At 47.2% G+C, this 13,559-nt stretch carries 15 protein-coding genes; 3 read left to right on the top strand and 12 right to left on the bottom strand.

The window, feature by feature from the left end; all coding sequences use genetic code 11:
* The 4 genes from rapZ to MKX80_RS19085 form a co-directional block, all read right to left on the bottom strand.
* A complete protein-coding gene (gene rapZ, locus MKX80_RS19070; RefSeq protein WP_154999455.1) occupies window positions 1-888 on the bottom strand; it encodes an RNase adapter RapZ in 888 nt (295 codons plus the stop codon).
* Between the two features lie 21 nt (window positions 889-909).
* Window positions 910-1,374: an 8-oxo-dGTP diphosphatase gene (locus MKX80_RS19075; protein ID WP_154999454.1), complete on the bottom strand. Its 465-nt coding sequence runs from the start codon at window positions 1,372-1,374 to the stop codon at window positions 910-912.
* Window positions 1,375-1,794: 420 nt separating this feature from the next.
* Window positions 1,795-2,745 carry a thioredoxin-disulfide reductase gene (gene trxB, locus MKX80_RS19080; RefSeq protein WP_154999453.1) on the bottom strand — a complete coding sequence of 317 codons (951 nt, stop codon included), beginning with the start codon at window positions 2,743-2,745 and terminating at the stop codon, window positions 1,795-1,797.
* A 166-nt stretch (window positions 2,746-2,911) separates the two neighbouring features.
* The gene (locus MKX80_RS19085; protein ID WP_154999452.1) at window positions 2,912-4,372 is read right to left on the bottom strand and encodes a tetratricopeptide repeat protein; all 1,461 of its coding nucleotides are present in this window, start codon (window positions 4,370-4,372) and stop codon (window positions 2,912-2,914) included.
* A 295-nt stretch (window positions 4,373-4,667) separates the two neighbouring features.
* On the opposite strand from MKX80_RS19085, the gene MKX80_RS19090 reads away from it, so the two are divergent.
* Window positions 4,668-5,147 carry a GNAT family N-acetyltransferase gene (locus MKX80_RS19090; protein WP_182070007.1) on the top strand — a complete coding sequence of 160 codons (480 nt, stop codon included), beginning with the start codon at window positions 4,668-4,670 and terminating at the stop codon, window positions 5,145-5,147.
* Window positions 5,148-5,205: 58 nt separating this feature from the next.
* Here MKX80_RS19090 and hisIE read toward each other — a convergent pair whose 3' ends face one another.
* Genes hisIE through MKX80_RS19130 form a run of 8 tightly spaced genes read right to left on the bottom strand, consistent with a single transcriptional unit; the run spans window position 5,206 to window position 11,633 of the window.
* Window positions 5,206-5,838 carry a bifunctional phosphoribosyl-AMP cyclohydrolase/phosphoribosyl-ATP diphosphatase HisIE gene (gene hisIE, locus MKX80_RS19095; protein WP_154999450.1) on the bottom strand — a complete coding sequence of 211 codons (633 nt, stop codon included), beginning with the start codon at window positions 5,836-5,838 and terminating at the stop codon, window positions 5,206-5,208.
* Entirely contained in the window at window positions 5,835-6,593 is a 759-nt protein-coding gene (gene hisF, locus MKX80_RS19100; RefSeq protein WP_268342832.1) for an imidazole glycerol phosphate synthase subunit HisF, read from the bottom strand. The genes hisIE and hisF overlap by 4 nt, the downstream gene beginning before the upstream one ends.
* Window positions 6,590-7,327 carry a 1-(5-phosphoribosyl)-5-[(5-phosphoribosylamino)methylideneamino]imidazole-4-carboxamide isomerase gene (hisA, locus tag MKX80_RS19105; protein WP_234112320.1) on the bottom strand — a complete coding sequence of 246 codons (738 nt, stop codon included), beginning with the start codon at window positions 7,325-7,327 and terminating at the stop codon, window positions 6,590-6,592. The genes hisF and hisA overlap by 4 nt, the downstream gene beginning before the upstream one ends.
* Complete coding sequence (hisH, locus tag MKX80_RS19110; RefSeq protein ID WP_268342831.1) at window positions 7,324-7,962, bottom strand: imidazole glycerol phosphate synthase subunit HisH; 639 nt, start codon at window positions 7,960-7,962, stop codon at window positions 7,324-7,326. The genes hisA and hisH overlap by 4 nt, the downstream gene beginning before the upstream one ends.
* Window positions 7,963-8,547, bottom strand: coding sequence for an imidazoleglycerol-phosphate dehydratase HisB (gene hisB / locus MKX80_RS19115; protein ID WP_043926643.1), 585 nt, complete (start codon window positions 8,545-8,547; stop codon window positions 7,963-7,965). It lies immediately after the preceding gene.
* Window positions 8,547-9,827, bottom strand: a complete 1,281-nt coding sequence (hisD, locus tag MKX80_RS19120) for a histidinol dehydrogenase (protein ID WP_182070002.1) — start codon at window positions 9,825-9,827, stop codon at window positions 8,547-8,549. The genes hisB and hisD overlap by 1 nt, the downstream gene beginning before the upstream one ends.
* Entirely contained in the window at window positions 9,824-10,465 is a 642-nt protein-coding gene (hisG, locus tag MKX80_RS19125) for an ATP phosphoribosyltransferase (RefSeq protein ID WP_182070001.1), read from the bottom strand. Before hisG ends, hisD begins: the two co-directional genes overlap by 4 nt.
* Window positions 10,458-11,633, bottom strand: coding sequence for an ATP phosphoribosyltransferase regulatory subunit (locus MKX80_RS19130; RefSeq protein WP_234112321.1), 1,176 nt, complete (start codon window positions 11,631-11,633; stop codon window positions 10,458-10,460). The genes hisG and MKX80_RS19130 overlap by 8 nt, the downstream gene beginning before the upstream one ends.
* 235 nt (window positions 11,634-11,868) lie before the next feature.
* Between MKX80_RS19130 and MKX80_RS19135 the strand changes: the two genes are divergently transcribed.
* Window positions 11,869-12,603 (top strand): C39 family peptidase, encoded by a 735-nt coding sequence (locus MKX80_RS19135; RefSeq protein WP_154994169.1) that lies wholly within the window; start codon window positions 11,869-11,871, stop codon window positions 12,601-12,603.
* 283 nt (window positions 12,604-12,886) lie between these two features.
* Window positions 12,887-13,552 (top strand): pectate lyase, encoded by a 666-nt coding sequence (locus MKX80_RS19140; RefSeq protein WP_216929779.1) that lies wholly within the window; start codon window positions 12,887-12,889, stop codon window positions 13,550-13,552.
* The last annotated feature ends 7 nt before the right edge of the window (window positions 13,553-13,559 follow it).

Consider the following 13,559-nt stretch of genomic DNA (forward strand, 5'->3'; position numbering starts at 1 on the left):
CTATTTTCTGCTTTTCTTCTCGATGTCCCGGTGAGTAACATGAGTGTAGTAGTCCTTTTTAAAATAATCGGCAAGGTATTCAGCAAGCGTCACAGAACGATGCTGTCCGCCGGTGCAGCCAATCGCGATGACAAGCTGGCTTTTTCCTTCGCGCTTATATGACGGAAGCATATAGCTTAGCAGCTCGGTCAGTTTTTCAAGAAACTTTTGCGTTTCGTTCCATTTCATCACATACGAAGATACTTCCTGATCTTTCCCCGTCAGCGGCCTCATGCTGTCGATATAGTACGGATTCGGAAGAAACCTTACGTCAAACACTAGATCCGCATCGATCGGTAATCCGTATTTAAACCCGAATGACATCACATTCACCGTAAAGGTATGTCCGTGATCTGCCGCAAAATGCTGAACGATTTTTTCGCGCAGGTCCCTCGGTTTCATATCGGATGTATCATAAATGATTTGAGAGCGGCCTTTCAGCTCTTCGAGAAGCTCCCGTTCCGTTTGGATGCCCTCAAGCGGCAGGCCCGTTGTCGCAAGGGGGTGGGATCTTCTTGTCTCTTTATATCTTGAAACGAGAACCGAATCCTTGGCATCTAAAAATAAAATTCGCGGGGTGATCCAGGACGTTTCCCCGATTTCGTCAAGCGCTGCAATCAGGCTGTCAAAAAACTCGCGGCCGCGCAAATCCATAACAAGGGCGACTTTGCTCATTTTTGAACTTGATTCCTTCATCAGCTCCAAAAATTTCGGCAGCAAAGATGGCGGCAGATTATCGACACAGAAAAAACCGAGATCTTCAAAGCTTTGAATCGCCACTGTTTTTCCTGCCCCAGACATTCCGGTTATGATCACAAGCTGTATATCATGGCCTCCATTCGCATTCATGCTTCTCTCCCCCTCTTATGTTTATTCGCCTTGCGGGTCGAGGCGATAGGACAGCAATTCAAAGTCAGGCGTATACGTAAAGGTGCCGTGAAGCAGTCCTTTGCCTTTCAGCATAAAATCAAGAATATGGACGTCGCCCGGCGCCATCGGCAAGCTTCCGACGTCCCCCGCCTGATGCCACTTGATAATGCCTTCTTCTGACTCTTCTACATGCTTGCCTGTATAATGATCGGCGACGAATGTGAACATCATCCATTCAGATACGACCTGATCATTTTCCTTTATGATAAAGGTGAATATTCCTTTCAGCTGCGGGTTCAGCACATACAGTCCCGTCTCTTCGCGGTATTCCCTGATGACGGCGTCCCTGACGGTTTCCCCGCTTTCCATTTTGCCGCCGGGGGCTACCCACCAGCCTCGTCTGGGTTTTTGCAGCAACAGGACTTTATCACCTGAAGTCAGCACACAATTCGTCACTCTTTGCAAAGTCTGTCACCCATCCTTTTATTCCTTCAATTCTTTTTTCTATTATACCGTTTCCTGTCCCCGCTCACAATGAACATGCAGTTCCGCCGCGAAAATCGCCTTTTTCCGGGCTGTTTTAAGGCTTTTTCCGGGTAAAACTTAAAGAAACAGCTTTTTCAGCGAATGGAAGCGCTTGCGAAAACCGTTCTTTTATTCTATTTTACAGCAAAAACGGCCGTTTCAATATTGAAATTTGAACAACTTGTGAAATTTGTAAAAAATTCTCTTTGTGGAAAAATAAAACAAAAAAAGGACACGGATAAGATCATCCGTGCCAATAAAATTCATTATAAAAGGGGGTCAATTACTATACCTATCATAACGAATAATTGTTTCACTGGTGTTACAGGGCGGTTAAATCATGATGACGATTAAAATGCGTTATTTTACAGCCTTTTCTTTCTCTTTCAGCTCTTCGATATAGTGCTGAACGCTCTGTGCGGCAATGCTTCCGTCGCCTGTTGCCGTTACGATTTGGCGAAGGGTTTTCTCGCGGATGTCGCCCGCTGCAAAAATACCTTCTACTTTTGTTTCCATCCGTTCATTTGTCACGATGTAGCCCTCTTCATTTGTAATGCCGAGGTTTTTGAACGGCTCTGAAAGCGGCAGCATGCCGATGTAGATAAAGACGCCGTCAGTCCGGAACTCTTCTTCTTCGCCCGTGACCGTATCGACCAGTGTTACTTTGCCGACCTTTCCGTCTTGTTCATGAATTTCCTTGACCGTCTTGTTCCAGAGAAAGTCGACTTTTTCGTTGTCAAACGCCCGCGCCTGAAGGATGCTTTGCGCTCTCAGCTTATCGCGGCGGTGGACGATCGTTACTTTCGAAGCGAAACGGGTTAAGTACACGCCTTCTTCAACAGCGGAGTCTCCTCCTCCGACAACGACCAGCTCTTTGTTTTTAAAGAATGCGCCGTCGCAAACCGCACAATAAGAAACACCGCGGCCGCCCAGCTCTTTTTCGCCAGGTACGCCGAGCTTCTTATATTCGGCGCCTGCTGTGATGATGACCGCGCGCGCTTTAAATTCTTTTGATCCTGCTTTGACGATCTTATAGTCTCCTTCATCGACGACTTCTTTAATATCGCCGTACGCATACTCTGCACCGAACTTTTTCGCATGTTCAAACATTTTATTTGAAAGCTCGGGTCCCAGAATGCTTTCAAATCCCGGATAGTTTTCGACATCCTCCGTATTGGCCATCTGTCCGCCCGGAACGCCTCTTTCAACCATCAAAGTCGACAGGTTCGCCCTTGACGTATAAACGGCTGCCGTCATTCCCGCAGGACCTGCTCCTATAATAATGACGTCATACATTTTTTCTTCTGACACAATGTTCACTCCTTCATGAATCTTATGCTGGCAAGCAGTCCATTCCTGTTAAATAAGATTCCCTTCTTATATCTTCCTTACCCATATCCTATAAAATATCATGAATAATCGCTATTTTTTTGCTCACATAATAAAACAGGCTGAACATTGAAGTTCACACCTGTTTCTATAGATGTTCTTTTAATGTACGTTCATACTTTGAAAGCGTTCCGGGCGAAATCTGGAAAATTCTCGCAGTTTCAGCTTTTGTCAGGCGCTCCTGATGCTCCGTCTTCCAAATATAATAGATCGCCGCGGCAAGCCCGCCGGCATTTTTCAGTTGAAGGCCGTAAGCCCTGATCTGCTGAATGACATAGAAAATCCAAAAGCACATGGCCTCCTGCTCAATCGCTGACTGATCCGCTTGTTCAATTGCTTTTGCAGTCCTGTAAGCAAGAAGCGCGTCTTTTGAATCAACGGCTGCACCGCTTTCCCCGTAAAGCACAAGTCTGACAAACTGATCTTCAAACGGCGTTTTTGCCATCTGTGAATCAAGCACCGCTTTCAGCTGAGCTTTTTCCCCTTTTCTTCCGCTGATATAATATGCGGCAAGGCGCTCTTCAAGCGGACGCTGGACAGGTTTCTTTTCCTTCCGTTCTTTCCACGGCTCCATGCGGGCGTCATCCGGATACTCTTCCTGCATCTTTTTCCATACAGACCGGGCAAATTGAGCGCGGCCGGTGTAATAAGCCGAGCAGGCGAGCCAGTAATAAAAGGTTTCATCTCCTTCAAATCCCATACGGTAGAGTGATTTCAGCCATTTAAACCCGAGATCGTATCTGCCGACGAGGGATAGCGTGGCGCCGAGCTTATACCTTTGCTCAAACAGCATCGGATAAATATTGGAAAGCTGTTCGGAAAGCGCCTCGACCTTATCGTCCCGTCGTTCATAGTGATAAAAAATGAGAAGATTGCAAAGAGCATGCAGGTTTCCATGGCTTTTTTCCAAGACCGTAAAAATCGTCGTTTTGGCTTTCTGAACGTCCCCGGCATAAAAGTATGCCAGTGCAAGGTTGTTATAAGCCGACCAAAACTCAGGGTAATCGGAAATGATTTCTTCAAGCATCGCGATCGATTCCTGAAGCTGTCCATTTTCCAGCAGTGATTTCGCCCGATCCTGTTTCAAAATCAGGTCGTCCTGATCGAACTGCGAATAGCCCTGATCTTCCTCTCCCATATCCAATAAATCAAGGAGCTCCGCATTCTCCTCGCTGAACTCGCCGTCAGGATCTTCCTTTAAATAAGTCTCCGCTGCTTTATAGGCTTCGTGAAAAAGACCGAGGTGCGCATAGTTGTTCGCTTTAAAATAGTAGCATTCAGTCATTTTTTCATTGATGTTCTTCAGGATAAAGTCCAAAAGTTCATTTGATTGCTGATAAAAGCCCATTTCCGTATAAATAACCGCAAGTTGGGACAGCATTCCCGTGTTTTCAGGTTCAAGAAAAATCGCTCTCTGAATGAGCTTGCTCGCGCGGGATAAATTTCGCTCTCTGTATGCTTTGAGCCCTTTATGATAAAAATATTGCCCATCTTGGAACAGTTGGACAATTCTCGAATCTTTATGATGTTCAGAAGTGTACTTTCCCACAGATACCCTCCATTTCAAACTATATACCGTAGAGTAGTATAACATAGTTTCCAGCAGGCTTAACAGGCCAAAAACAAGTTTCGAGAAAATTCTCTTCATTTTCCACATATGGTTTTTTCACCATTCTATTCCGGACGTTTGGAGCACCGGATCGCATAGGGCTTTCAGAAGGCTCAAGGTGCGTTTTATATCGGAAGTACGCTTTTCAATTTAACCCTCGCAAAATCTTTTTTTAGCACTTGATGGTGACGAATGTATGTTCTCATTGTATGATAATAGAAAGGGGGTTCATCAGATGGAAAAAGGCGGATCAATAGAATTGAAGCATTTCTCAGAAGAACATTCAGCTGCGCTTCTCGAATTCGAGCTTCCTGAAGAACAGCATCGATTTACCGCGCTTCCGAAAGAGGTTTTAAAACGGACGGACGGTCAGTTTCCAATCGTGATTTTAAGCGAAGGCGAGCCTGTCGGATTCTTTATCCTGCATGCGACCGAGCGGGTAAAAGATTATTCGGACAACCCGGACGCCATGCTGTTAACGGCGTTATCCGTCGACAGAAAGCACCAGGGAAAAGGTTTTGCAAAAGAAGGAATGCTTAAACTTCCTGAGTTTGTCGCCAAGGAGTTCACCCATTGTCATGAAGTCGTGCTGGTTGTGAACGTGAAAAATACCGCGGCCCAGCACCTGTATGTTAAAGCCGGATTTGCCGACACAGGGGAAAGAAAAACGGGGCCGATCGGAGAGCAAATCGTGATGAAATTAAACATCAAATAGCTCCCCTATCGGGAAAACACCCAAAAGGCAAACTGCCTTTTGGGTGTAAGCAATGTGCTTATGATTCAGATCCTTCATGGCGCTCTTTCAGGACTCCAAGCACATCATCAAGCGGAAGGGACTGCTCCCTCAGCAAAACGAGCAGATGGTAAAGAAGGTCAGCCGCTTCCCATTTCAGCTCTTCAGGATCACGGTTTTTTGCAGCGATGATGACTTCTGCTGCCTCTTCGCCAACCTTCTTCAAAATCTTGTCAACGCCTTCACGGAACAAATATGTTGTATATGCGCCTTCAGGCATTTCAGCCTGCCGTTTGGCAATGACGGTTTCAAGTTCATTGATGATGTCAAAGCGGCCGCCATCAGTCTGTCTGATATGTTCGCCGGGCGAGAAACAGCTGTAGCTTCCTGTATGACAGGCCGGCCCCGCCGGTTCGACCAGCACGATGAGCGCATCCTGATCACAGTCAAGCCTGATGTCTTTCACACGCTGAATGTTTCCTGACGTCGCTCCCTTATGCCAGAGCTCTCCACGCGATCTGCTGAAAAACCATGTCTCCTTTGTTTCCAGCGTTTTTTCAAACGATTCTTTATTCATATAAGCAAGTGTCAGCACTTCCTTGCTCGCTGCATCCTGAACAATCGCCGGGATCAAGCCGGCTTCATTAAATGTCAACTCGTCTGCCTTGATCATCTTACATTCACCCCGTGCTCTTTTAAATAAGCTTTTACTTCTTTTACAGATGTTTCTTTGTAATGAAAGATAGATGCGGCAAGAGCCGCGTCCGCCCGGCCTTCTGCAAACGCATCATATATGTGGTCCGCATGACCTGCGCCTCCGGATGCAATGACCGGGACTGAAACAGCTTCTGACACAAGCTTTGTGAGTCTGCAGTTAAACCCGTTCTTTTCTCCGTCAGAATCCATGCTTGTCAGCAGGATTTCACCAGCTCCTCGCTGAACGGCTTCCTTCGCCCATGAAACGGCCTCAAGGTCCGTCTTTTTCCGTCCGCCGTGTGTATAAACATAGTACAGATCAGCTTCCGGATCGTATTTTGCATCAATCGCGACGACAATGCATTGAGAGCCGAAAAAGTCAGCGCCTTCCGTTATCAGTTCCGGACGGAGAACGGCAGCCGTATTGACGGAAACTTTATCGGCTCCGGCCCGCAGGATCGTTTTCATATCATCCAAACGATTGATGCCGCCGCCGACGGTAAACGGGATCGCCAGCTTGGCCGCTACTCTTTCAACGACGTCAACCATCGTTTTTCTCCCTTCATGGGAAGCCGATATATCGAGAAAAACAAGCTCATCGGCGCCTTCATGATCATATACTTCCGCCAGTTCAACGGGGTCGCCGGCATCTTTCAATTCAACAAACTGTACACCTTTGACAACGCGTCCGTCTTTTACGTCCAAACACGGGATAATTCGTTTTGTGATCACTTTGCCGCCACCCTTTCAAGCGCTTCAGCCACAGTAAATTGGTTGGTATAAAGAGCTTTTCCGACAATAGCGCCGCAGACGCCTTCCGAAGCGCGGGAAGCGAGCGCCTCAAGATCGGCGAGAGAGCTGACGCCGCCGGAGGCAATGACTTGTTTGCCGGTTGCCTTGGCAAGCTCTACTGTACTGTTGATATTCGGTCCTGACAGCATTCCGTCAGTTGCAATGTCAGTAAAGATAAAAACTTCTGCACCTTCATTTGCCAGCTCACGGCCAAGCTCTTCCGCTCTAACGGAGGAGGTCTCAAGCCACCCTTCAGTTGAAACAAATCCGTCTCTTGCGTCAAGACCGATTGCGATATGCCGACCGTAGGCTTTCAGCATTTTTTTGACAAACTCGGGATTTGATACGGCAGAGCTGCCTAGGATCACCCTCTCAACGCCTTGCGACAAGTAGTCATAGACGTCTTTTTCAGTTCTGATGCCGCCGCCGATCTGCACTTTAACGTTGAGCTCAGCTGCAATGCTTATGACGTGGCTGTCGTTCACTTTTTTGCCTTCCCTTGCCCCGTCCAAATCGACAAGATGAATCCAGTTTACCCCCGCTTCAGCAAACAGGGAGGCCATCTCCAGAGGGGAATGACCGTAAATCGTTTCTTTTTCGTAATCTCCCTGGAGGAGCCTGACGCACTTGCCGTTTCTCATATCAATGGCAGGGTATACAGTAAACTCGCTCATTTTTTCACCTTCTGTTCTTGTGTAAACTGCTTGAACCGCTTTAAGATCGACATGCCGACCGTACTGCTTTTTTCCGGATGGAACTGGGCGCCGTATACATTGCCAAGACCGACGACAGCGGGCACACGCACACCGTATTCGGCGCTGGCAAGCAAAGCCTCCACTTCGATTCCGCTGACATAATACGAGTGAACGAAATACGCGAATCCTTCTTTCGCTTTTGGCAATAGCGGCGAGTCGCGGTGGACCGTAAGAAGATTCCAGCCCATGTGAGGCACTTTTAAGCGATTTCCCGCTTGATCACAGTCTTTCAGTTTAACGACTTTTCCTTTCAAAAGGCCGAGCCCTTCTGACGCCCCGCGTTCTTCGCTTTCTTCAAATAAAAGCTGCATGCCGAGGCATATGCCGAGAAGAGGTTTTCCTTCGCTTGCAGCATCTTGAATAAATGTTTTCAGGCCGGTTTCGGTTAAAATCTTCATTGCATCCCGAAAAGCGCCGACTCCCGGAAGGATATAACTGTCCGCTTTCTTAAGTTCATCCGGATGCTCGGACACGAAATAAGGGGCATCGATCCGTTCAAGCGCTTTAGAAACGCTGTACAGGTTTCCCATTCCGTAATCTATGACACCGATCATTTACAGCATTCCTTTCGTTGATGGAATTCCTTTGACCCGCGGATCGATCAATGTCGCTTCATCAAGCGCACGTCCCAGCGCTTTAAAAATCGCCTCGATCATATGGTGGGTGTTCGTACCGTAATGAACGATGACATGAAGATTCATTCGTGCTTCCAGGGCAAACTTCCACAAAAATTCATGGACAAGCTCTGTATCAAATGTTCCAACTTTCCGGCTCGGGAATTCGGCTCTGAACTCGAGGTGCGGCCTGTTGCTCAGATCAATCGCAACCTGGGCGAGCGCTTCATCCATCGGCACCATGCTCGAACCGTAGCGTTTGATTCCTTGTTTATCTCCGAGCGCTTCCAAAAGCGCCTGTCCGAGACAAATTCCGATATCTTCCGTCGTATGATGGTCGTCAATTTCAACATCGCCTTTCGCTTCAATTGAAAGGTCAAACTGCCCGTGTTTTGTAAATAAATCGAGCATATGTGTCATAAACGGGACATCCGTTTGAATATCAGCTTTTCCTTCTCCGTCAATATGAAAGGATAATTTAATATCAGTTTCATTGGTTTTTCTTGCCCGTTCGGCTTTTCTCATCAGTCTTCCTCCCGGTTTCTGGATTCAATTGCTCTTGCATGGGCTTCAAGCCCTTCCAATCTGGCAAAGGCCGCAATGTTCTCAGCATTTGCGCGGAAAGCTTCCCTGCTGTAGGAAATGATGCTGGAGCGCTTTTGGAAGTCTGTCACATTTAGCGGACTTGAAAATCTGGCTGTACCGTTAGTCGGCAGGACATGATTAGGGCCTGCAAAATAATCGCCCACCGGCTCTGAACTGTAGCGGCCCAGGAAAATGGCGCCCGCGTGTTTGATCTGTCCGAGCAGCGCATCAGGCTGAGCTGTTAAAATTTCCAAATGTTCAGGAGCGAGCTCATTGATGACGGAAACTGCTTCATTCATCGTCTCTGTAACATAGATCAGGCCGTAGTTGTCAATCGACTGCCGTGCAATCTCTTTTCTCGGAAGATGTTCGAGCTGTTCGTAAACCTCTTTTAAAACGGATTCGGCAAGCGTCTTTGAATTGGTGACAAGAATGCTCGATGCCATCGCATCATGCTCAGCCTGTGAAAGTAGATCAGCGGCGATTTCCCGGTAGTTTGCCGTACTGTCAGCAAGTATGGCGATTTCACTTGGGCCTGCGATCATATCGATATCAACCTGGCCGAATACTTCCCGTTTAGCCAAGGCGACGTAAATATTTCCGGGTCCCGTTATTTTATCGACGGGGGAAATGGTTTCCGTTCCATAAGCCAATGCGGCAATCGCCTGGGCACCACCCATTTTGTAAATCTCTGTAACGCCAAGCTCTGCAGCCGCCGCCAGCACTCCCGCCGACAATTTGCCGTCTTTTCCCGGAGGTGAAACAAGGACAATGCGATCGACGCCTGCAACAAGCGCCGGAATGACATTCATCAGAACGGATGATGGGTAAGCAGCCGTTCCGCCGGGCACGTACACCCCCGCTGAATCAAGCGGCGTAATTTTTTGGCCGAGCATCGTTCCGTCCTTGCGGTGGTAAAACCATGATGTTGTGAGCTGCCGTTCATGATATTCTTTAATGTTGAAAATCGCCGCCTGAATAATCTCGAGATCACGCTGATTGAGCGTGCTATATGCTTCCTTGATTTCCTCTTCGGAAACGCGAAAGTCGGCCACATCCGCTCCGTCAAATTGCCTTGTGAATGCGGAAACAGCTGAATTCCCGTTCTTTTTCACTTCTTCGATAATGCCGCGGACTGCTTTTCTTTGTTCCTCCGTTCCGGCGTCAATGGTGCGCTTTAATGAAACCGGCGTATTTCCGCTGATGGATTTGATCTTCATTTTGCTTTTTCCCCTTCCACAATAAGAGAAAGTCTTGAAGCCATTTCATCGATGACTGCGTCTTTCATTCGGTAGCTGACAGGATTTACGATTAAGCGGGACGTGATGTCGCAAATTTTTTCGGTTTCAACTAGCCCGTTTTCCCGCAAAGTCTGCCCTGTTGATACGATATCAACGATTCGGCCGGCAAGCCCGATCAGCGGAGCAAGTTCAATCGAACCGTTGAGCTTGATGATTTCCACTTGTTCCCCCTGCTCCCTGAAGTAGCTTGATGCGACATTCGGGTACTTGGTCGCAACCCGGGGCGCAACGCTGTCGGCCGCCGTCTCGGGCAAGCCGGCTACGGCAAGACGGCATTTGCTGATGTTTAAATCAAGAACCTCATAGACATCGCGTTCTTCTTCTAGCAGGACATCTTTGCCGGCGATTCCGGCATCGGCCACCCCGTGCTCGACATATGTTGTGACATCTATCGGCTTGGCGAGGATAAAGCGAAGATTTTCTTCAGGCACTTGAATGATCAGCTTTCTCGAATCGTCGAATTCTTCAGGAAGCTGATAGCCTGCTTTTCGAAGCATATCGGCCGCTTCCTCAAATATCCGCCCTTTCGGCATCGCAATCGTCAATTCCTTACCCATGCTTCTCTTCCTTTCTGGCCCCGATAAAATAGGTCACGTTTTGAAAAGACTTCGTCATTTGATCAATATCTCCGATTCCCGCTAAGTCCTGCATGACGACTTTTTTGCCTTTACCTCGTTCTTCTTCGGCAAATCTGATTGCCTCTTTTCTCTGTTCCGTGCTGAAGATGACGACATCGATTTTTTCTTGTTCTTCCGCCGGCTTCAATGCTTCCAGCAGCCTGTCAGTCCTGATGCCGAAACCGGTTGCCGGAGCGGGTGAGTCGAAGCGGCCGAGTAGCTGATCATATCTGCCGCCGTTTCCGATCGGAAAGCCGACGTTTTCAGCATAGATTTCAAACAAAACACCGGTATAGTAGCTCATATGGCTGACCATGCCTAAATCGAACTTAATGTCGTCCGTGCAACCATAGTCGCCGAGCGTCTCCCAAAGCGTCTCCAGTTCTGAAACCGCACGTTTTCCTTTTTCAGAATCGATGATGGATGCCGCTCTGCTGCACGTTTCAATACCGCCCCTCAGCTCCAAAAGCTCCAGCAGCCTGCTTTTATCAATTGAGGATAAATTGAGGGATTTTACATGCTCCCGGTAGCCGACATAGTTCTTCTCGTATAAATAGCGCCGTAGGACATGAGCCCTTTCTTCATTCCCTAAAACCTCCACAAAAAGGGCGTCTAAAATCCCGACATGGCCGATTGAGATTTTAAATGAAGTCAGGCCGGCATTTTTAAGCGAAAAAATGACGAGCGCAATCACTTCAGCGTCAGCACTTGTAGATCCATCGCCGATCAGTTCAACGCCGACTTGCTCAAATTCGGCGGGGCGCCCGCCTTCACGCTCCTGTGCCCTGAACACATTTGCAGCATAGCCCACTCTGAGCGGATGATCATCTTTATGAAGCTTTGAGGCCGCCACCCTGGCGATCGGAGCCGTCATGTCAGGCCTCAACACGAGCGTCTGCCCCTCCTGATCGAGGAGTTTAAACAACTGCTGGTCCAATATGGCCGACTGCACACCGACCGTATCATAAAATTCAAGGGCCGGAGTCTCCATGAACTGATACCCCCACAAGGCCATCACCTCTGTTAATGAAGAGCGCACCTTTTTCTTTGTTTCGTAAAGCACAGGCAGCGTATCCCGCATGCCATGCGGTTTTTCAAACATAAACATTTACACTTGCACCCCCATAACGGTTTGAAGGAAAATTCCGAATCCTTTAGTTCGCTAATATGATAATATGCTAACAGATAAAAGAATCAAAATCAACAGCCTCTCTTAAAATAGACTCTGACACCGTATAGGAAATGATAACTTTTATGTAATAAACATCTTGATGTTATAATATATATACGATCGCAAATCTTTGCCTTAACCAAACCAGCAACGGGAAGACAGGAGACTCAGAATGAAATTTTTCAAAACTCTTTTTTATATTTTTTTCGTAGCAGTTCTTATGACCGCCGTTCTTATTCTGTTTTCTAAAGATGCGTTAAGCCCGTTAGCCGAAATGTTGCACAGCAGCCATAAAACTGCTGCTGACAATGGGAACAATAAAGGAGAGCGTCAGCCGCTTGACGTTCCGCTGATCAACCAAATGGACTCGCCGAAGCTTTATAACGGCTGTGAAGTCGCCAGCCTGGCAATGATCTTAAACTACAGCGGATATAGTGTCACAAAAACTGAACTTGCCAATGAGGTGAAAAGAGTGCCTCTGCAATATGAAAACGGCTTAAAGGGAAATCCTAACGACGGCTTTGTCGGAGATATGGAAAACGGACCCGGACTGAGTGTCTACCATGGTCCGATTTACGATTTGGCCTATTCATACGCAGGTACTAAAGCGGTCGATTTGACGGGGAGTGAGCCGGGAAAAATTTATGAACAGCTGAATCAGGGCAGACCGGTTTGGGTCATCACCACTGTACATTTCACCCCAGTCAACGATATGGAAACATGGAATACACCGTCAGGCAAAGTCGATGTGACGTACAGCGTTCACAGTGTTGCCGTGACAGGCTATGATGAGGATTACGTTTATTTGAATGATCCGTACGGATATAAAAACAGAAAAACAGACAGAGAAAATTTCGAGAAATCATGGAAACAGATGGGCAGTCAGGCGATCGTGATCGCCGCCTAAAAAGGCAGATTAATCCCTGCCTTTTTTTAGTTCTTTCAACCCTCATTAAAATAAGCCGCTTTACCCTTTTGACAAATCCAACATACAGAAGATAACATTATCGCGTGTGTTTAATTTACTGTTTTTTCATAATATTCAAATTATTTGTTTACATTCAGCAAACTCGCATATATGATAGTACCGAAATAGGTGTCTCATCTTATTGCAAAAGGACCAGAAATTATTTTCATCTAAGGGAGACAAACATCTGTATCAAAAATATTTCTTGAGGAGGATGGAAATGATGAAGAGATTAGCAGGTACAATTATTTTGTCTGGTTTGCTCGTATGCGGGTTTGGACAGGCTCTGCCTGAAAAAGCTTTGGCCGCCGAGGTCGTTCACAAAACGATCGTAGTCGGGAAAGGCCAAACGTATGACGGAAAAGGCAAGCGGCTGATTGCAGGTCCGGAGCTGGGGGACGGCAGCCAGCGCGAAGATCAAAAACCGATTTTCAAAGTGGAGGATGGTGCAACGCTCAAAAATGTGGTGCTAGGCGCTCCTGCTGCTGATGGTGTTCACACTTATGGAAACGCCTCCATAAACAATGTTGTTTGGGAAGATGTCGGCGAAGATGCCTTGACTGTCAAAAGCGAAGGAAGTGTCACGATTAACGGAGGATCGGCCCGGCTTGCCGCGGACAAAATCTTTCAAATTAATAAAGCGAGCACATTTACCGTGAAAAATTTCACTGCCGATCAAGGAGGTAAATTCATTCGCCAGCTCGGAGGCTCGACATTTAAAGCCGTGGTCAATATTGATAACTGTACGATTACAAACATGAAAGAGGCCATCTTCAGAACCGACAGCAGTACAAGTTCCGTTACGATGACAAATACAAGGTACTCAAAAGTCGGAAAGAAATGGATCGGTGTGAAGCATATTACGGAAAGGAACAATCATGAATTTTAACGCTGAT

The organism is Bacillus sp. FSL K6-0972, from assembly GCF_037976035.1.
GTDB classification, from domain to species: domain Bacteria; phylum Bacillota; class Bacilli; order Bacillales; family Bacillaceae; genus Bacillus; species Bacillus haynesii.

What these genes read in the sequence shown, in the direction of transcription:
- rapZ (WP_154999455.1), bottom strand. Translation starts at nt 888, where the DNA reads ATGAATGCGAATGGAGGCCATGATATACAGCTTGTGATCATAACCGGA.
- MKX80_RS19090 (WP_182070007.1), top strand. Translation starts at nt 4,668, where the DNA reads ATGGAAAAAGGCGGATCAATAGAATTGAAGCATTTCTCAGAAGAACAT.
- hisIE (WP_154999450.1), bottom strand. Translation starts at nt 5,838, where the DNA reads ATGATCAAGGCAGACGAGTTGACATTTAATGAAGCCGGCTTGATCCCG.
- hisA (WP_234112320.1), bottom strand. Translation starts at nt 7,327, where the DNA reads ATGAGCGAGTTTACTGTATACCCTGCCATTGATATGAGAAACGGCAAG.
- hisH (WP_268342831.1), bottom strand. Translation starts at nt 7,962, where the DNA reads ATGATCGGTGTCATAGATTACGGAATGGGAAACCTGTACAGCGTTTCT.
- hisB (WP_043926643.1), bottom strand. Translation starts at nt 8,547, where the DNA reads ATGAGAAAAGCCGAACGGGCAAGAAAAACCAATGAAACTGATATTAAA.
- hisD (WP_182070002.1), bottom strand. Translation starts at nt 9,827, where the DNA reads ATGAAGATCAAATCCATCAGCGGAAATACGCCGGTTTCATTAAAGCGC.
- hisG (WP_182070001.1), bottom strand. Translation starts at nt 10,465, where the DNA reads ATGGGTAAGGAATTGACGATTGCGATGCCGAAAGGGCGGATATTTGAG.
- MKX80_RS19130 (WP_234112321.1), bottom strand. Translation starts at nt 11,633, where the DNA reads ATGTTTATGTTTGAAAAACCGCATGGCATGCGGGATACGCTGCCTGTG.
- MKX80_RS19135 (WP_154994169.1), top strand. Translation starts at nt 11,869, where the DNA reads ATGAAATTTTTCAAAACTCTTTTTTATATTTTTTTCGTAGCAGTTCTT.
- MKX80_RS19140 (WP_216929779.1), top strand. Translation starts at nt 12,887, where the DNA reads ATGAAGAGATTAGCAGGTACAATTATTTTGTCTGGTTTGCTCGTATGC.